Annotated in this window: 23 protein-coding genes; 8 read left to right on the top strand and 15 right to left on the bottom strand. The window is 65.9% G+C overall.

Annotated features, from left to right (window positions below):
- Nucleotides 1–69: 69 nt before the first annotated feature.
- Nucleotides 70–750 carry a metallophosphoesterase gene (locus RTI28_RS23190; RefSeq protein WP_316922621.1) on the top strand — a complete coding sequence of 227 codons (681 nt, stop codon included), beginning with the start codon at nucleotides 70–72 and terminating at the stop codon, nucleotides 748–750.
- Here the strand turns inward: RTI28_RS23190 and RTI28_RS23185 are convergent.
- Nucleotides 747–1,547: an alpha/beta hydrolase gene (locus RTI28_RS23185; protein ID WP_316922620.1), complete on the bottom strand. Its 801-nt coding sequence runs from the start codon at nucleotides 1,545–1,547 to the stop codon at nucleotides 747–749. The genes RTI28_RS23190 and RTI28_RS23185 overlap by 4 nt on opposite strands.
- A 205-nt stretch (nucleotides 1,548–1,752) precedes the next feature.
- Between RTI28_RS23185 and RTI28_RS23180 the strand changes: the two genes are divergently transcribed.
- The 4 genes from RTI28_RS23180 (at nucleotide 1,753) to RTI28_RS23165 (ending at nucleotide 4,984) form a co-directional block, all read left to right on the top strand.
- The gene (locus tag RTI28_RS23180; RefSeq protein WP_316922619.1) at nucleotides 1,753–2,727 is read left to right on the top strand and encodes a quinone oxidoreductase; all 975 of its coding nucleotides are present in this window, start codon (nucleotides 1,753–1,755) and stop codon (nucleotides 2,725–2,727) included.
- Nucleotides 2,724–3,659 carry a LysR family transcriptional regulator gene (locus tag RTI28_RS23175; protein WP_316922618.1) on the top strand — a complete coding sequence of 312 codons (936 nt, stop codon included), beginning with the start codon at nucleotides 2,724–2,726 and terminating at the stop codon, nucleotides 3,657–3,659. The genes RTI28_RS23180 and RTI28_RS23175 overlap by 4 nt, the downstream gene beginning before the upstream one ends.
- A 106-nt stretch (nucleotides 3,660–3,765) precedes the next feature.
- The gene (locus RTI28_RS23170; RefSeq protein WP_316922617.1) at nucleotides 3,766–4,392 is read left to right on the top strand and encodes a LysE family translocator; all 627 of its coding nucleotides are present in this window, start codon (nucleotides 3,766–3,768) and stop codon (nucleotides 4,390–4,392) included.
- 337 nt (nucleotides 4,393–4,729) lie between these two features.
- A complete protein-coding gene (locus RTI28_RS23165; protein ID WP_316922616.1) occupies nucleotides 4,730–4,984 on the top strand; it encodes a DUF1652 domain-containing protein in 255 nt (84 codons plus the stop codon).
- Between the two features lie 9 nt (nucleotides 4,985–4,993).
- On the opposite strand, the gene RTI28_RS23160 is transcribed toward RTI28_RS23165, so the two are convergent.
- The 9 genes from RTI28_RS23160 to RTI28_RS23120 form a co-directional block, all read right to left on the bottom strand.
- Complete coding sequence (locus tag RTI28_RS23160) at nucleotides 4,994–5,269, bottom strand: peptidylprolyl isomerase (RefSeq protein WP_316922615.1); 276 nt, start codon at nucleotides 5,267–5,269, stop codon at nucleotides 4,994–4,996.
- 38 nt (nucleotides 5,270–5,307) lie between these two features.
- Complete coding sequence (locus RTI28_RS23155) at nucleotides 5,308–7,269, bottom strand: acetoacetate--CoA ligase (protein ID WP_316922614.1); 1,962 nt, start codon at nucleotides 7,267–7,269, stop codon at nucleotides 5,308–5,310.
- A 179-nt stretch (nucleotides 7,270–7,448) separates the two neighbouring features.
- A complete protein-coding gene (gene hbdH / locus RTI28_RS23150) occupies nucleotides 7,449–8,219 on the bottom strand; it encodes a 3-hydroxybutyrate dehydrogenase (RefSeq protein WP_316922613.1) in 771 nt (256 codons plus the stop codon).
- A gap of 10 nt (nucleotides 8,220–8,229) precedes the next feature.
- Nucleotides 8,230–9,621, bottom strand: coding sequence for a GntP family permease (locus tag RTI28_RS23145; protein WP_316922612.1), 1,392 nt, complete (start codon nucleotides 9,619–9,621; stop codon nucleotides 8,230–8,232).
- Between the two features lie 243 nt (nucleotides 9,622–9,864).
- Nucleotides 9,865–11,256 (bottom strand): sigma-54 interaction domain-containing protein, encoded by a 1,392-nt coding sequence (locus tag RTI28_RS23140; protein WP_316922611.1) that lies wholly within the window; start codon nucleotides 11,254–11,256, stop codon nucleotides 9,865–9,867.
- A 13-nt stretch (nucleotides 11,257–11,269) separates the two neighbouring features.
- Entirely contained in the window at nucleotides 11,270–12,292 is a 1,023-nt protein-coding gene (locus RTI28_RS23135; protein ID WP_316922610.1) for an ABC transporter permease, read from the bottom strand.
- Nucleotides 12,292–13,344 (bottom strand): microcin C ABC transporter permease YejB, encoded by a 1,053-nt coding sequence (locus RTI28_RS23130; protein ID WP_316922609.1) that lies wholly within the window; start codon nucleotides 13,342–13,344, stop codon nucleotides 12,292–12,294. Before RTI28_RS23130 ends, RTI28_RS23135 begins: the two co-directional genes overlap by 1 nt.
- Nucleotides 13,341–15,161 carry an extracellular solute-binding protein gene (locus tag RTI28_RS23125; RefSeq protein WP_316922608.1) on the bottom strand — a complete coding sequence of 607 codons (1,821 nt, stop codon included), beginning with the start codon at nucleotides 15,159–15,161 and terminating at the stop codon, nucleotides 13,341–13,343. Before RTI28_RS23125 ends, RTI28_RS23130 begins: the two co-directional genes overlap by 4 nt.
- 84 nt (nucleotides 15,162–15,245) lie before the next feature.
- A complete protein-coding gene (locus RTI28_RS23120; RefSeq protein ID WP_316922607.1) occupies nucleotides 15,246–15,527 on the bottom strand; it encodes a peptidylprolyl isomerase in 282 nt (93 codons plus the stop codon).
- Between the two features lie 168 nt (nucleotides 15,528–15,695).
- Between RTI28_RS23120 and RTI28_RS23115 the strand changes: the two genes are divergently transcribed.
- On the top strand, nucleotides 15,696–17,000 hold the full coding sequence (locus tag RTI28_RS23115) for a hypothetical protein (RefSeq protein WP_316922606.1): 1,305 nt from the start codon (nucleotides 15,696–15,698) through the stop codon (nucleotides 16,998–17,000).
- Nucleotides 17,001–17,084: 84 nt separating this feature from the next.
- On the opposite strand, the gene RTI28_RS23110 is transcribed toward RTI28_RS23115, so the two are convergent.
- From RTI28_RS23110 to RTI28_RS23100, 3 genes are all read right to left on the bottom strand, one after another.
- Nucleotides 17,085–18,155 (bottom strand): 3-deoxy-7-phosphoheptulonate synthase, encoded by a 1,071-nt coding sequence (locus tag RTI28_RS23110; protein ID WP_316922605.1) that lies wholly within the window; start codon nucleotides 18,153–18,155, stop codon nucleotides 17,085–17,087.
- Between the two features lie 534 nt (nucleotides 18,156–18,689).
- The gene (locus tag RTI28_RS23105) at nucleotides 18,690–19,355 is read right to left on the bottom strand and encodes a response regulator transcription factor (RefSeq protein ID WP_316922604.1); all 666 of its coding nucleotides are present in this window, start codon (nucleotides 19,353–19,355) and stop codon (nucleotides 18,690–18,692) included.
- 41 nt (nucleotides 19,356–19,396) lie between these two features.
- Nucleotides 19,397–19,939 carry a PQQ-dependent catabolism-associated CXXCW motif protein gene (locus RTI28_RS23100; protein ID WP_316922603.1) on the bottom strand — a complete coding sequence of 181 codons (543 nt, stop codon included), beginning with the start codon at nucleotides 19,937–19,939 and terminating at the stop codon, nucleotides 19,397–19,399.
- Between the two features lie 166 nt (nucleotides 19,940–20,105).
- Here RTI28_RS23100 and RTI28_RS23095 point away from each other — a divergent pair, with 166 nt between their 5' ends.
- Nucleotides 20,106–20,738, top strand: coding sequence for a response regulator transcription factor (locus RTI28_RS23095; RefSeq protein ID WP_316922602.1), 633 nt, complete (start codon nucleotides 20,106–20,108; stop codon nucleotides 20,736–20,738).
- 156 nt (nucleotides 20,739–20,894) lie between these two features.
- Here the strand turns inward: RTI28_RS23095 and RTI28_RS23090 are convergent, their stop codons facing one another.
- Nucleotides 20,895–21,554 carry a pentapeptide repeat-containing protein gene (locus RTI28_RS23090; protein WP_316922601.1) on the bottom strand — a complete coding sequence of 220 codons (660 nt, stop codon included), beginning with the start codon at nucleotides 21,552–21,554 and terminating at the stop codon, nucleotides 20,895–20,897.
- A 133-nt stretch (nucleotides 21,555–21,687) separates the two neighbouring features.
- A complete protein-coding gene (gene exaA, locus RTI28_RS23085; protein WP_316922733.1) occupies nucleotides 21,688–23,517 on the bottom strand; it encodes a quinoprotein ethanol dehydrogenase in 1,830 nt (609 codons plus the stop codon).
- Nucleotides 23,518–23,833: 316 nt separating this feature from the next.
- On the opposite strand from exaA, the gene pedF reads away from it, so the two are divergent.
- Nucleotides 23,834–24,271, top strand: a complete 438-nt coding sequence (pedF, locus tag RTI28_RS23080; protein ID WP_316922600.1) for a cytochrome c-550 PedF — start codon at nucleotides 23,834–23,836, stop codon at nucleotides 24,269–24,271.
- The last annotated feature ends 2 nt before the right edge of the window (nucleotides 24,272–24,273 follow it).

The raw sequence follows: 24,273 nt of genomic DNA, 5'->3' as shown, positions 1-24,273 counted from the left end.
CCGCCGATACAGGGGGAACCAGGTTCATTGTACGCCCGTGAAGCGGCGATGCAGAGCAGGAGCAAGGTCATGAGCAGTGTCGTCCACGTGACGCGCAACACCCTGGGTCGGGACCTTGCGGTCGGCGATGTCCATGGGCATTTTTCCCGCCTGCGCGAGGCCTTGCAGCGAGTGCGTTTCGATCCCGGGCGTGACCGTCTGTTCAGCGTCGGCGACCTGGTCGATCGCGGTCCGGAATGCGAGGAGGTGCTGGACTGGCTGGCCCAGCCCTGGTTCCACGCGGTGCAGGGCAATCACGAAGCGCTGGCGGTGTCCCATGTCCGTGGCGAATGGCTGGACTACGCCATGTACCGCGCCGCCGGTGGCGGCTGGTTTCTCGATCTGGACGAGCAGCGCCAGGCCCGTTTCGCCGAGGGCTTCGCGCAGATGCCGCTGGCCCTCGAGGTGGAGACGGCGCAGGGCGCGGTCGGCCTGCTGCACGCCGATTGTCCGCTGCTGCGCTGGGGCGACCTGTTGCCGTTGCTGCAGGCGTCACCGGTGCCGGAGAAGATTCGCGAAGTCTGCCAGTGGTCGCGACTGCGTCTGAAGGAAGAGAACGACCGCGGGGTCGAGGGGCTGCGCGCGCTGCTGGTCGGGCATACCCCGCTGCACGAGGTGCGGGTGCTGGGCAATGTCTGGCACATCGACACTGGTGGCTGGTCCAGGGGGCATTTCACCTTGCTTGACCTGGCTACCCTGGAAATCGCCTAGACCACCGTCGCCAGGAACCCGCAGACCTCGTCCAGCACCCGTTGCGGATCTTCGCGGTGCGGCACGTGATGACAGCCATCGAGAATCACCGTCCGGCCGTTGTCCGCCGCCAGTGCGACGACCCGTACCGGCTGGGCCAGCGAGCCGTACTCGTCGAGGTCGCCGTGCAGGACCAGGGTCGGGCAGTGCACCGGGCCCGCGCAGCGCTCCAGGGTCCAGTCGGCGAAGCGCGGCGCCAGCCAGGTTTCGGTCCAGGCCTCCAGCACCCACTGCGCCTTGTCGCCGTGGTACTTCTCCAGACGCTGCATCTGTCCGGGTTCCTGGAACTGCGCTTTGGCCAGGCGTATGCCGTCCAGGGTGCGCGCTTCGACGAACGCTTGAGCCGCCTCGGTGATCAGGGCGACGCAGTCCTCGGCGTGATGGGCCGCGCAGGCGCTGGCCATGCTGCCACCGACGCTGTGGCCGAAGGCGATGAAGCGCTCGATGCCCAGCGCTTCGCGCAGCAACGGGAAGACCTGCTGCGCTTCGTCACTGATGAAGCTCAGCGGCAGCCCCTGCGCACAGGCCTGCGACTGGCCGAAGCCGAGCCGGTCGTACGCCACCACCTCCAGGCCGCTGCGCTGGCACAGCTGCGCGGGAAACTCGCGCCACAATTCGACGCTGCCGAGGGAATCGTGGAGCAGCACGATCACCGGCTTGCGCGGGTCGGCCCGCTCGGGAAACCAGCGCCGGGCAAACAGCCGGCCCCAGGGCGTAGCGACGAAGGCAACTTCCGTGTGGACAGGCGATGACGACATAACATCTCCAATACGCGATCAAGTGCCTGACAAGTAACAAAACCTTTTCCCAAGTGCAACGGCAAGAAGTACTACAGTGCCATTTACATTGCTGCATCAGCTGCAGTAATGAACTGCACATTCACCGTCTTGTTGCTCATAGATCGAATTCACATACTCGCCGCCATCTACCCAACGACACGCCCGAACGGCGAGGAGAGCAGTGATGACGAGTGCGATACGGTTCAGCCAGGCGGGTGCTCCCGAGGTCCTGCAGCTGCAGGCGGTGGACACCCTCGAACCGGGCCCGGGCGAGGTCTGGCTGGAGCAGGAGGCCATCGGCGTGAATTTCCTCGATGTCTCCCAGCGCAAGGGCGCCGTACCGGTGCCGTTGCCCGGTGGCCTGGGGCTGGAAGGCGCGGGGAGGGTGGTGCGGATTGGCGCTGGCGTCGGCAATGTCGCGGTGGGTGACCGGGTGGCCTATGCCACCGGTCCGCTGGGCGGCTATGCCAGCGCCCGGTTGTTCCCCGCCGAGCGCCTGGTCAGGCTGCCGGATTCGGTGTCGGTGCAGGATGCGGCGGCGGTGCTGTTCAAGGGTATTACCGCGCAGTACCTGCTCAAGTCCACCTACCCGGTGGGCCAGGGGACGACGGTATTGCTGTACGGCGTGGCCGGTGGGCTGGGTTCGCTCATGGCGCCGTGGGCCCGGCACCTGGGGGCGCGAGTGATCGGCGTGGTGTCGCGCCAGGCCAGCGTGGACAAGGCCCGCGCACTGGGTTGCGACGAGGTGCTGGTGTTCGACCCGCAGACCCTGGCGGCGGAGGTTTCCCGCCTAACCGATGGGCGCAAGGTGGATGTCGTGTATGACCCGATCGGCCGGGTGTCCTTCGGAGCCTCCCTGGACAGCCTGCGCCCGCGCGGGGTGATGGTGTCCTTCGGCGCCTCCAGCGGCGCGCCGGCGCCGGTGGAAATGGCCACGCTGAACAGCAAGGGTTCGCTGTTCGTCACCCGGCCGTCGCTGGCCGCGCACACCGCCACCGCCGAGGAATACCAGGCGCGTGCCGCCGACGTGCTGGCGGCGCTCGACGCGAGTATCATCAGCGCGCGCATCTGGGGCCGCTACGCCCTGGCCGATGCTGCCCAGGCGCATGCCGACCTGGAATCCGGACGATCCTCGGGAGCGATCATTCTCACGCCATGAACCTCGATGTGCTGGACAACCCCCACAGCGACGAAATCGCCGCGTTCCTCGCCGTCGCCGCGCAGGGCTCCTTCGTCGCCGCCGGGCGCCTGCTGGAGCGGCACCCCACGGTGATTTCCAAGCGCGTCGCGGCGATGGAAAAACGCCTTGGCGTGCGCCTGATCGAACGCTCGACCCGCCAGGTGCGCGTCACCCCGGTGGGCGAGAAGCTGGAGCAGCGCCTGCGCGCGGCCCTGGGGATGATCGCCGAGGCCGAACAGCAGGCCATTTCCGGTGCGGCCGAGGTGCGCGGGGTGTTGCGCCTGGCCCTGCCGGCGGCGATGGGGCGGTTGTGCATCGGCCCTCTGCTGCCGGCGTTTCTCGAAGCCCATCCGCAGGTGTCCATCGTCGCCGACTACAGCGAGCGCCTGGTGGACATCATCGAGGAGGGCTTCGATATCGCCATTCGCATCGGCGAACTGGACGACAATCGCCTGATCGCGAAAAAGCTCTGCGATCACCGGCGCATCCTCTGCGCTTCGCCCGCCTATCTGCAGCGTCATGGCGTACCGCGCACACCCCAGCAATTGAGCGAGCACAACTGCCTGCGTTTCAGCGGCCTGGCGTCCTTTCCGCAATGGCGCATGTACGCCGGCGAGCAGCAGGTCAGCGTCACGCCCCGGGGCAGCCTCACCGCCAACGACAGTGAATCGCTGCTCGCTGCCGCCCGCGCCGATGCTGGCATCCTCGGCGCCGGGGAGTGGCTGATGAGCCGCGACCTGGCCGCCGGACGCCTGGTCCGGGTGCTGCCGGAATGGCAGTTGGACCCCACCGGCGGGGTGTACCTGGTGCGGCCTTCGGCACGCTTTCCCGCCGCGACGGTATTGGCGTTCAAGCAGTGGATCGAGGCGCGCTTCGATCCTCTGCCTCCCTGGCTGAAGCGTGATACCTGAAATCTGAAGCGTCACCCTGATCATTCGATCACGAACCCTGCAGCCTGGCGCTTGACGCCAGCGGCCGGCAGCGCCGAAGCTGGTGCCCTTATCCAAGGAGCCCGCCATGGACCTGTCCACCCTCGCGCTGTTCATCCCCGCCTGTTTCGCCCTCAACATGGCCCCCGGTCCGAACAATCTGCTGTCGTTGAACAACGCCAGCCGCTATGGCCTGCGCACCGCCTGCGTCGCCGGCATCGGCCGCCTGTTCGCCTTCGCCGGGATGATCGTCCTCGCCGCCCTTGGCCTGGCCGTGGTGCTGCATACCAGCGAATACCTGTTCCTGGCGATCAAGGTGCTGGGTGCGTTCTACCTGTTCTATATCGCCTGGCAACTGTGGCGTGCGCCGGTCGGGCAGGGCGGGGTGGTTGGCGAGCGCAAGGGCGGGGTGCTGCGCCTGGCGCGGCAGGAGTTCTTCGTCGCGGCGGGCAATCCCAAGGCCATCCTGATCTTCACCGCGTTCCTGCCGCAGTTCGTGGTGATGAACAGCGCCGTGCCGGTCGGCGAGCAGTTCCTCTGGCTGGGGGTGATGTTCCTGCTGCTGGAGTGGTTTGCCATCGCCATCTATGCGTGGCTGGGGGCATATCTGCAGCGCTGGTTCGACCAGCCTGGGCCGCGGCGGTTGTTCAATCGGGTCAGCGCGGGGTTGTTGAGCCTGGCGGGGCTGGGGATGCTGGCGGCGCGGCGGGCCTGAGTCTGCTTGCTTCGCCTGGTTCAACAACCAGGCGAAGCGCTCCGCAGACCATTTTCTTACTCCGCAAAGCCTGCGAATCCGAGAACGGCACGATCGCGCTCTTCTTGTTCAGCATCCCGTTGACCAGCGATCCGGGGAGCATCTGGATCGTGTTGTTGAAGGGCTCCACCAAGGCTGCCCAGGCCGAAAGTCTTCGGGCCCCGATGATAAACCATCGATGCAGTTATCCCGCCGCCTTATCGGGAAATAATCTGACCGGATCCAATCCGTTAGCCTACGATTGACAACGCACTGCAAGCACGGAGCTGCGGTCCTTCAACTGCCGGGAGACATGGAAATGCTATCCACGCTGGAACTGCGCGATATCATCGAGAAGAGTTTCTTGCCCGTTCGCTGCCGCTGCACCCTGGCGGCGGATCATTCACTGACCGTGCAGTTGTTCAATCGCGGCTCCCCTCACTACGACCTGCAGGTCACCGGCATTCGCCCGGAACAACTGGACAGCAGCCGCGCCATCGCCAGCCTGGTGAGCCGCATGCGCTGCGACCTGCTGGACAAGCAGATGGTGGTGCCGCTGCGCGATGCCAGCTAGCGGAACGCCTCAGTCCCGATAGAACGTCTGCACCAGGTGATAGCCGAACTTGCTCTTGATCGGCCCATGTACCGTGCGCAGCGGTTTCTTGAAGATCACCTGGTCGATCGCGCCGACCATCTGCCCCGGCCGTATCTCGCCCAGGTCGCCACCGCGTTTGCCCGACGGGCAGATCGAGTGTTTCTTCGCCAGGACGTCGAAGGCCTCGCCCTTGGCGATGCGCTGCTTGAGCTGTTCGGCCTCTTCGGCAGTCTTGACCAGGATGTGACGGGCCTGTGCTTTCATGATGCGGGTGCCTCGGGGATGCCGGTAAAAACCGGCGATTATGCCTGATCGCGCAGCTCGATGCGGTCACGAAAATGCTCCAGCGCCTGCGGATTGGCCAGGGCATCGGTGTTTTTCACCGGCAGGCCATGCACCACGTTGCGCACCGCCAGCTCGACGATCTTGCCGCTGATGGTCCGCGGGATGTCCGCGACCTGGACGATCACCGCCGGTACATGGCGGGCGCTGGTGTTGTCGCGGATGACCTTGCGGATCCGTGCCTGCAGGGCGTCGTCCAGTTGCACGCCGTCGGCCAGGCGGACGAACAGCACCACACGCACGTCGTGCTGCCATTGCTGGCCGATGGCAACGCTGTCCAGCACCTGCTCGATCTTTTCCACCTGGCGGTAGATTTCCGCGGTGCCGATGCGCACGCCGCCGGGGTTGAGCACGGCATCGGAACGGCCGTGGATGGCCAGGCCGCCGTCACGGAATTCCTCGGCGTAGTCGCCCTGGCACCAGACCCCGGGAAACTGGCTGAAGTAGGCGGCCCTGAAGCGCTCGCCGTCGGGGTCGTGCCAGAAGCCCAGGGGGATCGCCGGGAAATGCCGGGCGCAGACCAGCTCGCCTTTTTCCTCCAGCACCGCCTGGCCCTGGTCGTTCCAGACTTCCACGGCCATGCCCAGACCCTTGCACTGGATCTCGCCGCGGCGCACCGGCAGGGTCGGGCTGCCGAGGACGAAGCAGGAAACGATATCGGTGCCGCCGGACATCGAGGCCAGGCCGATATCGCTCTTCACATCGCGATAGACATAGTCGTAGCTGTGCGGCGACAGCGGCGAGCCGGTGGACAGCAGCAGGCGCAGGTGCTCCAGGCGATGGCTGTGGCGCGGCTGCAGGCCGGCCTGTTCCAGCGCCGCGAGATACTTGGCGCTGGTGCCGAACACACTGATGCCCTCGGCGTCGATCAGGTCCAGCAGGCGCTCGGGGCCGGGATGGAACGGCGAGCCGTCGTACAGCACCAGGGTCGCGCCCAGGGCCAGGCCGCTGACCAGCCAATTCCACATCATCCAGCCGCAGGTGGTGTAGTAGAACAGGCAGTCGCGGTCGTTGAGGTCGTTGTGCAGGCCGTGTTCCTTGAGGTGCTGCAGGAGCACGCCGCCGGCGCTGTGGACGATGCACTTGGGCACGCCGGTGGTGCCGCTGGAATAGAGGATGTACAGCGGGTGATCGAAGGGCAGGGCGACGAAATGCGGTTCGCCCTGTTTGTCGTGGAAGTCGTCCCAGAGGCTGACACGCGCCTGGGTGTGGAAGGCGTCCAGGCGGATGTCCGCCTGGCTGTAGGGCACCACCAGCAGTTGTTCGAGGGCGGGCAGGGCGGCCAGTACTTCGTTGAGCTTGTCCACCTGGGACAGGGACTTGCCGGCGTACTGGTAGCCGGCGCAGACCAGCAGCAGTTTCGGTTCGATCTGGCCGAAGCGCTCGACGATGCCCTGGGTGCCGAATTCTGGCGAGGAACTGGACCAGATCGCACCGAGGCTGGTGCAGGCGAGCATCGCCACCACGGTCTGCCAGGTATTGGGCATGCACGCGGCGACGCGGTCACCGACGCCGATGCCGGCGGCTGTGAACGCGCGTTGCAGGCCGGCGACCTGGGCGGCGAGTTCGGCGAAGGTGAGGGTGGTGCGCTGGCCGTCTTCGCGAATGGACACCAGGGCGGTGGCGTCATCGCGCCGGCGCAGCAGGTGCTCGGCGAAGTTCAGCGTGGCGCCGGGAAACCAGCGGGCGTCGGGCATCCGCGGGCCTTCTTCCAGCACCGCGCGGGCGGGCTGCTGCCAGCGCACATCGAAGGCCTCGGCCACAGCCTGCCAGAAGGCCGGGCGCTGCTCGATGCTCCAACGGTGCAGGTCGCTGTAGTCGGCCAGGTCGAGGCCGTGGCGTTGATTGATTTCGCGCCGGAAGCGGTCCATCCGGCTGGCCTGAATACGCGCCGCGTCGGGGCGCCAGAGCACATCGTTCATGCCGATTTTCTCTTTTGGTCTGTCAATGAGGTGAGTCTAGCCTCCCGCTCCTCCGCGGTCTTGCGCGGACCATGGGCGATATCACCGTGTAGGAGCGTGGCTTGCCCGCGAACGGGCGCGCAGCGGCCGCTGGGGCTGACCTCGAATCGGGAACCGGTCCTTCGCAGGCAAGCCAGCTCCTACTGGGCCAGCCAACCACCATCCACATTCCACGCCGCCCCGCGCACCTGGCTGCCCGCCTCGCTGCACAGGAACAGGGTCAACTGCCCCAGATGCTCCGGCGTGACGAACGCCAGCGACGGCTGCTTCTCCGCCAGCAGGTCGTGCTGCGCCTGCTGCGGATCGACCCCACTGGCCGCGCGATCGTCGATCTGCTTCTGCACCAGCGGCGTCAGCACCCAGCCCGGGCAGATGGCGTTGCAGGTGATCGCGCTGGTGGCGGTCTCCAGCCCGACCACCTTGGTCAGCCCGATCACCCCATGCTTGGCCGCGACATACGCCGCCTTGCCCAGCGAGCCCACCTGGCCATGCACCGAGGCAACGTTGACGATCCGCCCCCAGCCGCGCGCGCGCATGCCCGGCAGGGCCAGGCGGGTGCAGTGGAACACCGCCGACAGGTTGACCGCGATGATCGCGTCCCAGCGCTGCGGCGGAAATTCCTCCACCGGCGCGACATGCTGGATGCCGGCATTGTTGACCAGGATATCGACGCCGCCGAACTGCTCCTGCGCATAGGCGAACAGCGCTTCGAGCTGGGCCACGTCGCCGAGGTCGGCGGGATGATGGGCGACCCTGGTGCCATGGCTGCCGACCTCGGCCAGGGCTGCGGCCGGATCGCCGAACCCATTGAGCAAGACGTCGGCGCCGGCTTCGGCGAGGACCCGGGCGATGCCCAGGCCGATACCGCTGGTGGAGCCGGTGACCAGTGCGGTTTTTCCGGAGAGCTTCATGGGTCGATCCTCAAACGATGCCGGTGGCGTAGAAGGTGGCGATCACGACGAACACCGCCAGGGTCTTGATCAGGGTAATGCCGAAAATGTCCTTGTAGGCCTCGCGGTGGGTCAGCCCGGTGACCGCCAGCAGGGTGATCACCGCGCCGTTGTGCGGCAGGGTATCCATGCCGCCGCTGGCCATGGCGGCTACCCGGTGCAGTACTTCCAGCGGGATATTGGCCGCGTTGGCGGCGGCAATGAAGCTGTCGGACATGGCCGCCAGGGCGATGCTCATGCCGCCGGAAGCGGAGCCGGTGATGCCGGCCAGCAGGGTCACGGTGATCGCTTCGTTGACCAGCGGATTGGGAATCGCGCGCAGGGCGTCGGCCAGCACCAGGAAGCCTGGCAGCGAGGCGATCACCGCGCCGAAACCGTATTCCGAGGCGGTGTTCATCGCCGCCAGCAGGGCACCGCCGACTGCCGCCCGGCTGCCGTCGGCGAGGCGACTCCTGATGGCTTTGAAACCGCTGACCAGTACCAGCAGGATGCCCAGCAGCAACGCCGCCTCCACCGCCCAGATGGCGGTCAGCTTGGCGATATCGCTCTGCACCGGCGCGCTCATGCCCGGCAGTTGCAGGCTGTGGCTCTTGCCGTACCACTCGGGGATCCAGCGGGTGAACAGCAGGTTCATGATCCCCACCAGCAGCAGCGGCGACAGGGCCAGCAGCGGGTTGGGCAACTGCAGGTCGTCGGCGGTTTCCGGCTCGTTGCGCAGTTCGCTGCCGTAGCCTTCACCCGCGCGCAGGGCCTTGTTGCGCTGGCGTTGCAGGTAGAGCATGCCGCTGCAGAAGACGAACAGGGTGCCGATCAAGCCCAGCCACGGCGCCGCCCAGGCCGTGGTGTTGAAGAAGGTGCTGGGGATGATGTTCTGGATCTGCGGGGTGCCGGGCAGGGCGTCCATGGTGAAGGAAAACGCGCCCAGGGCGATGGTCGCCGGGATCAGGCGCTTGGGGATGTTGCTCTGGCGGAACATCTCGGCGGCGAACGGATAGACCGCGAACACCACGACGAACAGCGACACGCCGCCGTAGGTGAGCAGGGCGCAGACCAGCACGATAACCAGCATGGCCTGGCGCGTGCCGAGCAGGCGGATGGCAGCGGCGACGATGGAACGGGAGAAGCCGGACAGCTCGATCAGCTTGCCGAACACCGCGCCGAGCAGGAACACCGGGAAGTAGAGCTTGATGAAACCGACCATCTTTTCCATGAACACCCCGGCGAAGGCGGGGGCGACGGCGGACGGGTCGGTGAGCAGTACCGCGCCGAGGGCGGCGATGGGGGCGCAGAGGATGACGCTGTAACCGCGGTAGGCTGCCAGCATCAGCAGCGCCAGGGCTGCCAGGGCGATGATCACGCTCATCGGGGTGTCTCCTTGGTGAATCTTGTTTTTGTTGGTGGAGACGGGAGTAGCGGGAATCGTGCCAACTGCTTAACTTATTGTTTTATATAGGGAAATTCTTTTTTCATACCGCCGTTGTCTCTGAACGTAGACAGCTGGCTTGCTGCGCAGGACGTGTGTAGGAGCGTTAGATCACGGGGTTCGCGTCAGATCACGGAATTCGCATCAGATAACTGCTATCTCTTTTTGGAGACTAATATCTCTCTATTGAGACTGAATCCCCAGCGCCACCAGCTTCTTGTACAAGGTCGAGCGCCCCAACCCCAGCTGTTTCGCGGCCTCTGGCACATTCCCGGCACAGCGGGCCAGGGCCTTCTGCAGCAACTCCCGCTCGAATGCCTCGCACGCCTGGCGGTAATCCTGCACCGGTTCATCCAACGCCCGCGGCATCAGCTTGCCCAGCGCCGAGTGGATATCCGCCACGCCCAGCAGCGTCCGCTCGGACAGCAAGGTCGCCCGCTCCAGCACATTGCGCAGCTCGCGGATATTCCCCGGCCAGGCATGCCTGCCGAGCAAACCGAGGGCGTCGTCCTCCAGTTCATGGCGACTGCCCAGGTCCTCCAGGATCGCCTCGCTCAACGCCGGCAGGTCTTCGATCCGCTCGCGCAGCGCCGGCACCTCGATGGGCAGCACGTTCAGCCGGTAATACAGGTCGGCGCGAAACTCGCCACGGGCCATGGCGGCCTGCAGGTCGCGGGAGGTGGCGGCGATCACCCGCACATCGCTGTGCAGCATCTGGTTCGACCCCACCGGCTCGTATTCCTTTTCCTGCAGCACTCGCAGCAGCTTGCTCTGCAACGGCAGCGGCATGTCGCCGATCTCGTCGAGGAACAGCGTGCCGCCTTCGGCCAACTGCAGCTTGCCGGCGCGGCCCTTGCGCTCGGCACCGGTGAAGGCACCCGGGGCGGTGCCGAAGAATTCGGCTTCCAGCAGGGTTTCCGGAATCGCTGCGCTGTTGATGCTGACGAAGGCCTTGTGCGCCCGCGGCGAGGCGGCATGGATGGCGTGGGCCAGGAGCTCCTTGCCGGTGCCGGTTTCGCCGAGCAGCAGCACCGGAGCCTCGCTGCTCGCCGCGCGCCGGGCACGGCGCTTGACTTCCAGGCTCGCCGCGCTGGTGCCGATGAACTGGTTGAAACTGTACTTGGCCTGGCGCGCGCGCAGCAGCGAACGGGTCGAGGCCAGTTCCTGCTGCATGCTGGAATAGCGCTTGAGCAGCGGCGACAGGCTGCGCAACTCGTCGAACAGGGCGAAGCCGATGGCGCCGATCACCTCGCCGCCGGCGTCGTGGATCGGCAGGCGCATGACCACCAGCGGTTCCTTGGGCGTGTCGAGCATGTCCAGCAGGGCCGGGCGACCCTGGGTCACCACCTCGCGCATCAGGCTGCCGGGAATCACCTGTTCGCAGGGCTGGCCGATCGCGGCGCTGGCGTCGCTGAGGCCGAAACGCCGGGCATAGCGTTCGTTCATCCAGACGATGCGCGCGTCGCGGTCGACGATTACCGTACCCTCGCTGGATTGCTCGATGATCTCGAACAGCGATTTGATCGCCAGGCGGCGTACCCGCTGGTAGTCCTTGAGGTTGTCGCTGTCGTGCATGGGAAGTCCGTGGTCAGGCGCGCGGGTCGAAGGCTTCGCGCAGGGCGTCGCCGATGAACACCAGCAAAGAGAGGATCAGCGCCAGGGCGAAGAAGGCGGTGAAGCCCAGCCATGGCGCCTGCAGGTTCTGCTTGCCCTGGTTGACCAGCTCGCCCAGCGAGGCGCTGCCGGCGGGCATGCCGAAACCGAGGAAGTCGAGGGCGGTCAGGGTCGAGATCGCCCCGGTGAGAATGAACGGCAGGTAGGTGAGGGTGGCGTTCATCGCGTTGGGCAGGATATGCCGGACGATCACCAGGCGGTCTGGCAGGCCGAGGGCGCGCGCAGCCTGTACATACTCCAGGTTGCGCCCGCGGAGGAACTCGGCGCGCACCACATCGACCAGGGCCAGCCAGGAAAACAGCGCCATGATCCCCAGCAGCCACCAGAAATTCGGCTCGACGAAACCGCTGAGGATGATCAGCAGGTAGAGCACCGGCAGCCCCGACCAGACTTCCAGCAGGCGCTGGCCGAGCAGGTCGATCCAGCCGCCGTGATAGCCCTGCAGGGCCCCGGCGGCGACGCCGATCACGGTGCTGATCAGGGTCAGGGCCAGGGCGAAGAGGATCGACACCCGCGTGCCGTACAGCACCCGCGCCAGCACGTCGCGGGCCTGGTCGTCGGTGCCCAGCCAGTTGCTCGCCGTCGGCGGGCTGGGCGCCGGCACCTGCAGGTCGTAATTGGGCGTGTCGGCGCTGAACGGCACCGGCGGGAACAGCATCCAGCCGCCACTGCCCTCGATCAACTGGCGCACGTACTGGCTGCGGTAGTCCGGCTGGAACGGCAACTGCCCGCCGAACTGCTGCTCGGTGTAGCGCTTGAAGGCGGGGAAATACAGGCTGTTCTTGTAGCTCAGCAGCAGCGGCTTGTCGTTGGCGATCAGCTCGGCGCCCAGGCTCAGGGTCAGCAGCGCGGCGAAGGCCCACAGCGAGAACCAGCCGCGGCGATTCCTGCGAAAGCGTTGCCAGCGGCGCTGGCTGATGGGCGACAGGCGAAACATCAGTGCGCCCTCGCGCTGAAGTCGATGCGCGGATCGACGAAGGTGTAGCAAATGTCCCCGACCAGGCGGATCAGCAGACCGAACAGGGTGAAGATGAACAGCGAACCGAACACCACCGGGTAATCGCGGCTCACCGCGGCGTCGTAGCTCATGCGCCCGAGGCCGTCGAGGGAGAAGATCACCTCGATCATCAAGGAGCCGGCGAAGAACACGGTGATCAGCGCCTGCGGCAGCCCGGCCACCACCAGCAGGATCGCGTTGCGGAACACATGGCCGTAGAGCACGCGCTTTTCACTCAGGCCCTTGGCCCGGGCGGTGACCACGTACTGGCGGGAGATCTCGTTGAGGAAGGCGTTCTTGGTCAGCAGGGTCAGGGTGGCGAAGCCGCCGATCACCAGCGCGCCCACCGGCAGCACCAGGTGCCAGAAGTAATCGGCGACCTTGCCGATCAGGCTCAGTTCGGTGAAGTTTTCCGAGACCAGTCCGCGCACCGGGAACCAGTTCAGCGAGGTGCCACCGGCGAACAGCACGATCAGCAGCAGGGCGAAGAGGAACGAGGGCAGGGCATAGCCGATCACGATCAGGCTGCTGGTCCAGGCGTCGAACAGGCTGCCGTGGCGCACCGCCTTGCGGATGCCCAGGGGAATCGACACCAGGTAGGTGATCAGGGTCGCCCAGAAACCGAGGGACAGGGTCACCGGCAGCTTGTCGAGAATCAGCTCGGTGACCTTGGCGCCGCGGAAGAAACTCTCGCCGAAATCCAGCCGGGCGTAGTTGCCGAGCATCAGCCACAGGCGTTCCGGCGCGGTCTTGTCGAAGCCGTACTGCTTCTTGATGGTTTCCAGCAGGGCCGGATCGAGGCCGCGACTGGCCCGCGAGTCCAGCTGCACGGAAGCAGCGCCCGGCGCACCGCCGCCGATGCCCTGCAGGCGCGCCACCGCCTGTTCCACCGGCCCGCCGGGGGCGGCCTGGACGATGACGAAGTTGACCAGCAGGATCACCAGCAGGGTCGGTACGATCAGCAGCAGGCGCCGCAGGATATAGGCGGTCACGGTTGGCGTCCTTGGCGGGCGGCCATCTCGGCGTTGGTCAGGGCGGTCGGGCTGACTTCCCACCAGGTATCCAGCGCCGGGTCGTTGGCCGCGGGTACCTTCGGCAGGCCGAAGCGGTTCCACCACACGCTGGAGGTGCCCGGCGGGTAGTAGTTGGGAATCCAGTAGTAGTTCCACTGCAGCACCCGGTCGAGCGCATGGGCATGGCGCTGCATGTCAGCCTGGGTGGCGGCGCGGACCAGGCCGTCGATCAGGGTATCCACGGCCGGGTTCTTCAGGACCATGAAGTTGTTCGAGCCGGGGTCGTTGGCCGCAGCCGAGCCGAAGTAGCTGTACAGCTCCAGCCCCGGCGAGGTGGTGACCGGGTAGCCGGTGACGATCATGTCGTAGTCGCGGGCCATCAGGCGGTTGACGTACTGCGCCGAGTCGACCCGGCGGATCTGCATGTCGATGCCGATCTGCGCCAGGGTGCGCTTCCACGGCAGGAGCAGGCGCTCCATGCCGTTCTGGCCGTTGAGGAAGGTGAAGCTCAGCGGCTCGCCCTGGGCATTCACCAGGCGATCGCCCTGCGCCTGCCAGCCGGCCTCCTGGAGCAGGGCCAGGGCTTGCAGCTGCTTGTCGCGGATGATCCCCGAGCCATCGGTGCGCGGCGCCTGGAACACCTGGCTGAAGACCTCGTCGGGGATCTGCCCGCGCAGCGGCTCCAGCAGTTTCAGCTCCTCGGCATCGGGCAGCGCGCGGGCGGCCAGCGGGCTGTTGGCGAAGTAGCTCTGCTGGCGGATGTACATATCGCGCATCATCCGCCGGTTGCTCCATTCGAAGTCCCAGAGCAGGGCGATGGCCTGGCGCACGCGGCGGTCCTGGAACACCGGGCGTTGCAGGTTGAACACATAGCCCTGGGCGTTCTGCGGCGCTTCGCGGGCCAGGTGGGCACGTTGCAGGCGGCCGTCGTCCAGGGCCGGGCCGGCGTAGCCGATGGTGTAGCCGGTGGCAGAGAACTCGCGGTTGTAGTCGTAGCCGCCACCGCGCAGGACCTGGCGGGCCACGTCGGTGTCGCCGAAGTACTCGATGCGCAACTGGTCGAAGTTGTAGCGGCCGCGGTTGACCGCCAGGTCCTTGCCCCACCAGTCGCGGTTGCGCTCGAAGGTGATGCTGCGGCCGTTGTCGATCCGTGCCACGCGGTACGGGCCGCTGCCCAGCGGCGCCTCGAAGCCGCCGCCGTTGGCGAAGTCGCGGCCTTGCCACCAGTGTTCGGGGAGTACCGGCAGCGAGGCGAGGTCCAGGGCCAGGGTACGGTTCTGGTTGGTCTTGAAGTCGAAGCGCACCTGGGTCGGCGACTCCACTACCACATCGGCGACATCGGCGAACTGGGTACGGTATTTCAGGTTGCCGTCGCGCAGCAGCAGGTCATAGGTGAAGCGCACGTCCTCGGCGCGGATCGGCTTGCCGTCGGCGAAGCGCGCGTTCGGGTCGAGGTAGAAGCGCAGCCACAGGCCGTCGTCGGCCCGCTCCATGCGCCGGGCCACCAGGCCGTAGACGGTGTAGGGCTCGTCCAGCGAGCGCACGGCGAGGGGCGAATACAGCCAGCCGTCGATCTCGCTGACGCCGATGCCCTTGTCGATATAGGGCAGGACATGGTCGAACTGGCCGATCTCGATGGCCGAGCGGCGCAGGCTGCCGCCCTTGGGGGCGTCGGGGTTGGTGTACTGGAAGTGCTGGAAGCTGGCGGGATAGCGCGGGGCTTCGCCGTAGACGGTGAGGGCGTGGGTGGGAGCAGCGTGGGCGCTGTGAGAAGCCATCGCCGCCAATAGCAGCATGCCGGCCCTGCAGGAGCTGGCTTGCCTGCGAAGGACCGCAAAGCGGTCCCCCAAGGCCATTGCGACCTTACGGCTCAAAAACGATCAGTCCTGACGGCTGGTCACTTCCAGCAGGTGATAACCGAACTGGGTCTTCACCGGACCCTGCACCACATTGATCGGCGCGCTGAACACCACGGTGTCGAATTCCTTGACCATCTGGCCCGGGCCGAACGAGCCGAGGTCGCCGCCCTGGCGGCTGGATGGGCAGGTGGAGTTGGCTTTGGCGACTTCGGCGAAGTCGGCACCGGCTTCGATCTGCGCCTTCAGTTCGTTGCACTTCTCTTCGCTGCTGACGAGGATGTGGCGGGCGGTGGCTCGGGCCATGGGGAAACTCCTAGGTTAGAAAAGCCAGAGACTACCGTAATTGCCTGGGGAATTCTCCTCAAAATCCGTAGGCAGACTGCCGCTACCTGATATTTCTGCCAGTTGTGCGAGGCGGCCTCGCGGCTCTTCAATTCGCCCTGAGCCTTCAGGCCGATCGAGGAAGCCATCATGCTTCGCCTGCTGCTGCGTCTATCCCTCCTGCTGTTGTGCCTGACGGCCGCTCAGGGCTGGGCCCTGAGTGGACCGGAAACCGCGCAGCAACTCAACCAGCGCTGGGCGGCGACGCCAGCGCAGTGCATCGGCGGCAAGCCGCCCTATGCCTGCAGCGGGGTGCTGGCGCTGCCCATGGCCGCGGATCATCCACGGCCTTTCTGGCATCACACCAGCGAAGCGCAGGCGCGGGGCTCGGAGCGTTTTCTGTTGCTGCGCAGCGACGCCGATCCGGCACTGTCGCCCGGCAAGGTCGGCTACCTGCTGCAGGACCTGTTCAGCGCCACGGGGCAGGGCAAGGCCTATGAAGTGGTCGACGACGGCAGTGCCGGCCCGGGCGAGGTGCTGGTGCGCAACTGGGCGCCGGAGCAGCCGGGCCGCGTGGCGATCCAGGCGCTGTACTACGACCCCGCTGATCCCGACGCCCTGTTTCGCGCCCAGCGCGGCCAGCTCGAGTATTTCAACGCCACCGGCGACTGGCTGCCGCTGATACGCCTGGCCGCGGGGCCGGCCCTGACCTTCGGCTTCGCCCTGCAGGAGCAGCTGTACCACGGCTATCAGGTCGCGGACCGACTGAACCAGCGCTACGCCAGGACCGCGACGACCTGCGCCGATGGCGCTGGCGCCTATCGCTGCAACGGTGTCCTCGGGCGCACGACGGATGTCGGCGCTTTCCATGCATGGGACCCCAGCCCGGCGTCGATCAAGGGCAACGGCGTGTCCTTCATGTACTTTCGTGCCGATATCAAGACCGGCCTGTACAAGGCCCAGGGCTTCGTTTTCCGTGAGCTGGACCATCCGGCGGATTATCCGCTGACCCTGCGCTGCATCTTTCCCTACGATGGCTGGACCGGTGGTGCGGCGGACTACTGCAATTTCCGACCGTCCTGCGCCAGCCTCAATATCACTACGGTGGCGGCCTGGAAGGCGCGCTATCTGAACAGCCCCTACCAAAGCTGCTTCTTCGATGCCTCGTCGGGCGAGTTCCAGCTGGCCCTGGATGTCCGCAACCAGTCCGGCGCGCAGGACCAGTACGCCTGGTCCGAACTGATCATCGCGGCGTGGCCTACGGGCATCGGCCGGCGCCTGGCGCTGGAAGCCTTCATGCATGGCTCGACAGCGCCCGGCGAGGCGGGCGCCAGGCGTTTCCAGCAGGACTATTACCAGACGGACCGGCGCTACATACCGATCATGGCGGTCCGCGCCAATGCCGCCGATGGCAAGGTGTTCAACTACCTGCCCGAGCAACAGCACATCGACTGAGTGCCCCACGCTGAGCCGATTCTTCGGGGGGCAGGGGCCGGTGGCGTCACTGCCTGTAAGGGATCAGATCGCGACACCGTCACGTCATGCGTCGCGCAGGGCCTGCGCCGCCTCCACCAGCATCGCCTCGGTGCCCGTCCAGCCCAGGCAGCCATCGGTGATCGACACGCCGTATTTCAGCGCGCCCTTGCCCAGGGCCTGGCAGCCGTCGAACAGGTGGCTCTCGATCATCACCCCCATCAGCGAGCGGTCGCCGCCGACACGCTGTTCGATCACATCGCGCAGTACCGCCGGCTGCCTGAGCGGGTCCTTGCCGCTGTTGGCATGGCTGCAGTCGACCATGATCCGCGCCGGGATGCCGCCCTTGGCCAGGCCCTGGCGGGCCAGCTCGACACTGGCCGCGTCATGGTTCGGGCCCTGGTGGCCGCCGCGCAGGACCAGGTGGGTGTCCGGGTTGCCGAGGGTCTCGACGATGGCCGGATGGCCCTGGGCATCGAGGCCGAAGTGGCGGTGCGGGTGGGCGGCGCTGCGGATCGCGTCGCAGGCGATGCCGACACCGCCGTCGGTGCCGTTCTTGAAGCCCACCGGCAGGCCCAGGCCGCTGACCATCTCACGGTGAATCTGCGACTCGGTGGTCCGCGCACCGATCGCTGCCCAGCTCAGCAGGTCGTCGAAGTAGCCGGCGGCCATGGGTTGCAGCAGCTCGGTGGCCACCGGCAGGCCGAGGCGCAGCATGTCCAGCATCAGTTGCCGGGACAGGCGCAGGCCGCCGTGCATGTCGTCGCTGCCGTCCAGGTGCGGGTCGTAGGCCAGGCCTTTCCAGCCGACGGTGGTGCGCGGCTTCTCGACGTAGGCGCGCATCACCAGCAACAGTTGATCGCCGACCTGGCGCGACAGCTCGGCGAGGCGCTCGGCGTATTCCAGGGCGGAACGCGGATCGTGCAGGGAACAGGGGCCGACGATGACCAGCAGGCGCGGGTCGTGACCGTCGAGAATGTGCTTCACCGCCTGGCGGTGCTGCTGGACTTGAGTGGCAAGGGCGGTGGAAAGCGGCAACTGCTGCTTGAGTTGCACGGGGCTGGGCAGACGCAGGCTGACGGAGGTGTTGGCCGCGGCGGTGGTGTTCAGTGGCAGTGCCTGGGTGGTCGCTTGCATGTTCGGGATTCCCTGGGCGGAAGGCGGGTTTTCGGTCCCGCGCCTTCGGCCCTATCGATGTGTTCGACAGATACGTGTGAGTGTTTGAGCGCCACCTGCTGCGGACCGGTCGGAGGCGGCAGGCTGGCCCGACAGGCAGTGGCTAAATCGCCAGGCAGAGGGTTGGTAGCGGTAATAGGTGGCGTAGTTCATGGGTCGATTCCTCAGTGATGTCAGTGGCAACGGGCCGGAAAAACAAAACCCCCGGAGGGCTGGGCCGTCCGGGGGTTCGAGAGTTCTCGTGTACGGCGGCCCTGTTTGTGGGCGCCGGTGTGGGTATCAGCGGCGCCTGTGGCTAAACCAATACCCGAAGTAATATGGAGCGCTTGCGCCGCGCACAGTCACGCCGGCCACGGCGCGCGCGAGGCGTGCGGTGCGTTGTGCGTGGATGTGGGTGGCGTGTTGCATGGCGTGCTCCAGTCGAATGCGTTCGAGCTTACTTCAGCGTAACGATCTGTTTCAAGGATTGATTTCAATCGTAACGATCGATTCGCCCTATCGACGCAGGTAGGCGGTGAAATCGATGTCCCCGGCGCTGAGGATCGCCTGCACGCGGTTGTGCACGTTGAGCTTGCGCAGGATCGCCGAGACGTGGGCCTTGACCGTGGTTTCGGCGATGTCGAGGTTGTAGGCGATCTGCTTGTTGGACTCGCCCTTGGTCATCCGTTCGAGCACCAGCAACTGCTTGCGGGTGAGGGCCTGCAGCAGTTCCGGGGCGAAGCCCTGGGGCTCGCTCTGGCTGCGCCGGCTGCCGCTCTTCTGGGTGCGGATGATGTCCGGCGGCAGGTAGACGTTGCCATTGAGGATCTGCTCGATGGCCTCGGTCATCTGCGAACGCGGCGAGGACTTGGTGATGAAGCCCACCGCGCCGTAGGTGATGGCCTGCAGGACGATCTGCTTGTCCTGCTCGGCGGAAACGATCACCACCGGGATGGTCGGTGCCTCGTTGCGCAAGTTGATCAGGCCGCCGAGGCCGTGCATGCCGGGCATGTTCAGATCGAGCAGGATCAGGTCGAGGTCGTCGTGCTCGCCGGTCAGCGCCAGGGCGCTGTCGAGGTCGGCGGTCTCCATCACTTCGCTGCCCGGGAATCCATCGCTGATGACGTTGTGGATGGCTTCGCGAAACAGCGGATGGTCGTCGGCGATCAGAATCTTGTACATGGCTTTGCACCTTATTGTTTTTGGCGGTGACCACAGGGAAATCAGGGAAACACCTCGGGGCTGGCGGCGACCACGGGCAGGCCGGCGGCCTCCCAGGCATCCAGGCCATCACGGTACCAGTACAACCGGGTATAGCCCAGCGCGGTGGCACGGCGCACGGCGTTCCAGCTCAGCCAGCAGTCGGAACGGCAGTAGAAGACGATGGCACGCTGGTGGTCGCCGCCGCTGAGGCGTTCGAGATGGCGGCTGAAATAGCCGGCCCACTGCGCGTCCAGCTGGCCATCGCCGGTGTTCGGCAGCCAGTGGCTGCCGGGCAGGTTGGCGTGGGCTTCGCTGTCGATGAACTGGCCGTTGAGCCAGGGGCGCTTGTACACGTCGATCAGCAGCGCCTGGTCCTTGGCCAGGGCCTGGACCTGGGCGGTATCGACGGTCTGGGCCACCTCGGCGCTGGCCGGGGTGGGGCTGCGGTACAGCGTGGCGCGGTAGCCGTCGGCGGAGAACAGCGCGCTATCGGCCTGGGCAGTAGGGGCGAGCAGGCCGGACAGGGTCAGGCCGAGGAGGACGGGCAGGGCACGAGGCAGCATGATCGGCAGTCTCATTTTTGTTATGCCGTTATTACAGGTCAGTCGCACGGCTTTGTGAATGCGACCATCGACAGCAAAAGCGCTACCAAAGTAGTAGGCGGGGCGGCCAGCGAGCGCTCTAGCATGGGGCATGGCGATTACATCGATAACAATGAGAACGACGCCGATGGATATTCTGCTGGTCGACGACCACCCCATGATGCGCCTGGGCCTGAGTGCGGCCCTGGGCGCTGAACTTCCAGTACGCGAAGCCGCCAGCGGCGAGGAAGCCTTGCAGCGGGTTCAGGAGCAGGTGCCCGGGCTGGTCCTGATGGACTTCGACCTGCCCGGCATCAGCGGCCTGGAGACCACCCGCCGGTTGCGTCAGCGCCTGCCGCAGTTGCGCGTGCTGTTCTTCAGCGAGCACACCGAGCTGGGCCTGGTGCGCCAGGCGCTGGATGCCGGGGCCTGTGGCTTTCTGTCCAAGGCGGTGGCGGCGTCGACGCTGCTCGAAGCGGTGCGCCGGGTACTGGCCGGGCATGCCTATATCGAGCAGGCCCTGGCCACGCAACTGGCGACCCAGCCGCACCGCGCCGAGGACAAGGACGCCCGGCTCACCGGCCTGACCCAGCGCGAGACCGAGATCTTCCTGATGCTGGCCAAGGGCACCTCGATGCGCATGATCGCCGAGCATCTGTGCCTGAGCGGGAAGACCGTGTCCAACTACCTGACGCTGCTCAAGAGCAAGCTGCAGGTCAGTTCCCATGCCGAGCTGGTGCATCTGGCGATCGAGACGGGGTTGCTGCGCATAGCGGCCTGAAATCACTTCGCTACACCTCCGTAGGAGCGTGGCTTGCCCGCGAAAGGACCGCAGAGCGGTCCCCGTTACCCGACACGAGTGAGCATGGGGACCGCTTTGCGGTCCTTTCGCGGGCAAGCCGCGCTCCTACGCGGGACGCAGGAACACGATGGGCGGTTAGTCCCAGGTCTTCGGACAACCCTGGCAGCCTTCCATGTTGGCATCCTGGAAATTCGCATAATGCTTGCGGGTTCCGCGCAGATCGGCATTTTCCAGATTGCTTTCGCCGAACTTGGCTTCCTGCAGGTTGGCATCGGCCAGGTTCGCGCCCAGCAGGTCGGCGCGGCTCAGCCAGGTCATTTCCAGGTCCGCGGCCTGCAGGTTGCTGTTATGCAGCTTGGCCCCGGACAACTTGGCGAACTCCAGATAGGCAGCACTGAGGTTGGCATCGTTGAACTTCGCGCCCTGGGCGAACATGCCCCAGGCCTGGGCGGCGACCAGGTTGGCGCCGGTGAGGTCGGCGATGCGCAGGTTGGCCTGTTGCAGGCTCGCGCGGCTGAGCACGGCGCCCTGCAACTGGGCCTTTTCCAGGTTGGCCAGGTCGAGGTTGGCATGGCGCAGGTTGGCATTCTTCAGGTTGGCGCCAGCCAGGTTCATCTTGCGCATGTCCTGGTTGTTCAGGTCGGCGCCTTCGAGGTTGGCGTTGGGGCACTGGCTTTCCGGCTTGATCACGCAGCCATTGACGACCAGAGGCTGGTCTTCGCTGTCGCTGTCGTCGGCGATGACGGCGAAGGCGGGGGAGATCGCAAGGGTGAGGAGTAGCGGGAGGTATTTCATGGTGGCTCCTGGGCTTCATGTATGGCTGCCAGGGAAGGGGACCGCGTTGCGGTCCTTCGCAGGCAAGCCAGCTCCTACAAGGGGACGCAGCAAGTGCGAAGGGGGCTGTCAGGCCCCCTTCGCGTGATGCGGATCAGCGCTGTGCGGTCTTGGTGTCCCAGCTCGGGATCTTGAACACCCAGAACGAACCGCCCTGTGCCACCGGCTTGGTCAGCTCGGCCATGTCGCCGCCCCACAGCGGAACAGCACCGCCGTAGCCGACGGTCACGCCGATGTACTGCTCGCCGTCCTGCTCCCAGGTGATGGGTGGCGAAACCACGCCGCTACCGGTCTGGAATTTCCACAGCTCTTCGCCGGTCTTGGCGTTGAAGGCCTTGAAGTAACCGTCGCCGGTACCGGTGAACACCAGGTTGCCCTTGGTTGCCAGCACGCCGGCCCAGAGTGGCAGGCGCTCCTTGTGTTCCCAGACCATCTTGCCGGTGGTCGGGTCCATGGCGCGCAGCGAGCCTACGTGGTCTTCGTACATGCGCTTGATGCGGAAGCCCATGCCCAGGTACGCCGAGCCTTTCTTGTAGTTGACCTGCTCGGTCCAGTATTCCTCTTTCCACTGGTTGGACGGTACGTAGAACAGGCCGGTGTCCTGGCTGTAGGCCATCGGGTTCCAGTTCTTGCCGCCGAGGAAGGGTGGCGAGACTTCGACTGGCTTGCCTTTGGTCTGGCCTGGCTCGGGCTTCGGCGGACGCTGGCCTTCGTTCTCCACCGGGCGACCGGTCTTGAGATCGATATGGCTGGCCCAGGTGATGTTGTCGGCGAACGGGAAGGCGTTCTTCAGCTTGCCGTTGGTGCGGTCGACCACATAGAAGAAGCCGTTGCGGTCGGCGTGGGCGGTGGCCTTGTACTGCTTGCCGTCCTTGTCCTTGTAGTCGAACAGCACCAGTTCGTTGTTGCCGGAGAAGTCCCAGGCATCGTTCGGGGTGTGCTGGTAGAACCACTTCACTTCACCGGTGCTCGGGTCTACGCCGACCTGGCCGGAGGTGTACAGGCTGTCGTAGTCGTGCGGGTTGCCGTCTTTCGAGGTGCGTGCCCAGGTGTTCCACGGGCCAGGGTTGCCGGCACCGACGATGATGGTGTTGGTCTCGGCGTCGAAGCTCGCGCTCTGCCATGGGGCACCGCCGCCGTGGCTCCAGGCCTCGACCTTGCCGGTCTCGGTGGTCGGATCATCCGGCCAGGACGGCGCCTTGACGTCGCCGGTCGGGGTGCTGTCCTTGCCGTTCAGGCGGCCCATGTGGCCTTCGACGAACGGACGCATCCACACTTCCTCGCCGGTATCCGGATCGCGGGCGTAGAGCTGGCCGACCACACCGAATTCGTCACCGGAGCTGCCGTGGATCAGCAGGACCTTGCCAGTCTTGCCATCCTTGATCAGGGTCGGTGCGCCGGTCATGGTGTAGCCGGCGGAGTGGTCGCCGAACTTCTTGTTCCAGACCACCTTGCCGGTGTCCTTGTTCAGGGCGATGACGCGGGCGTCGAGGGTGCCGAAGAAGATCTTGTCACCGAAGATCGCCGCGCCGCGGTTGACCACGTCACAGCAAGGGCGGATGTCGTCCGGCAGGCGGTGGTTGTAGGTCCACAGGCGTTTGCCGGTCTTGGCGTCGAGGGCGAAGACCCGCGAGTAGGAGCCGGTCACATAGATGACGCCATCGTTGATGATCGCTTGCGACTCCTGTCCACGCTGCTTCTCATCACCGAAGGAGAACGACCAGGCCGGAGTCAGCTTGAACACGTTCTTGTCGTTGACCATCGCCAGCGGGCTCCAGCGCTGGGCGTTGGTGCCCATGCCGTATTGCAGCACGTTGGTGGTGGTCTTGTGGTCGTCGGCGATGTCTTCCCAGGTCACGGGCTTGGCCTGGCTGGCCGGGGCCATGGCCAGGGTGCTGACCAGCAGCACGGCCTGGACTGCCATGGACAGGGGAGAGAGGGCGGCGGGTAACGATCTTATTGTCATGTTGGTGTGTTCCCAAATGGAGGTTTTGGCCTGCATAGACTGGAACGCCAGGCCCTCCCGAGATACGGAAAAACTCCCGCCCTTGCCGGGAAAACTTCCCGGTCCGGGCATGATTTGGCACTGCCCCACAAGCTCTACTACCAACGGAGTAGAGCGCGACCACCAAAGCAGCATGGGGAGGCTCTCGGGCGCTTCCTAAGATGGCCGGCAGAACCTTTCGCCAGAGAGGTTTTCGCGTGCAAATCGTGCAACCTGAGTAGTCGAGGGCAAAACAATGACAAGAGTTAAGAACGCCTTGCTGGGCACCGTGTTCATGGCCGGCCTGATCAGCACCGGAGCGGTCATGGCCCACGGCAACGTGACGCCGACCGCAGTGAACACCGGCAACCTGGAGAAGCTGGGTGACGAATGGCGGACGGAAAACCCGTACCGCAACGGCAAGGACCACGACGAGGCGCTGGCCATCGGCACCTCGGCCTACAACATGAACTGCGCCGCCTGCCATGGCCTGGAAGCCAAGTCCGGCGGTATCGCGCCCGACCTGCGCATGCTCGACGAGGGCGCCGCCGGTGACGAATGGTTCGTCGAACGGGTACGCCACGGTTCGGTGCGCGACGGTCGCGTGTACATGCCGAAGATGGCCGATTTCCTGAGCCAGGAAGCGCTCTGGGCCATCCGTACCTACCTGGACAGTGTTCACGTCACGGAGTGATG

Origin of the sequence: Pseudomonas sp. zfem002 (assembly GCF_032621685.1) — a bacterium.
In the GTDB taxonomy this organism is placed as follows: domain Bacteria; phylum Pseudomonadota; class Gammaproteobacteria; order Pseudomonadales; family Pseudomonadaceae; genus Aquipseudomonas; species Aquipseudomonas japonica.
Note: the sequence above shows the minus strand (reverse complement) of the source record. Positions and strands in the feature narration are given on the sequence as shown.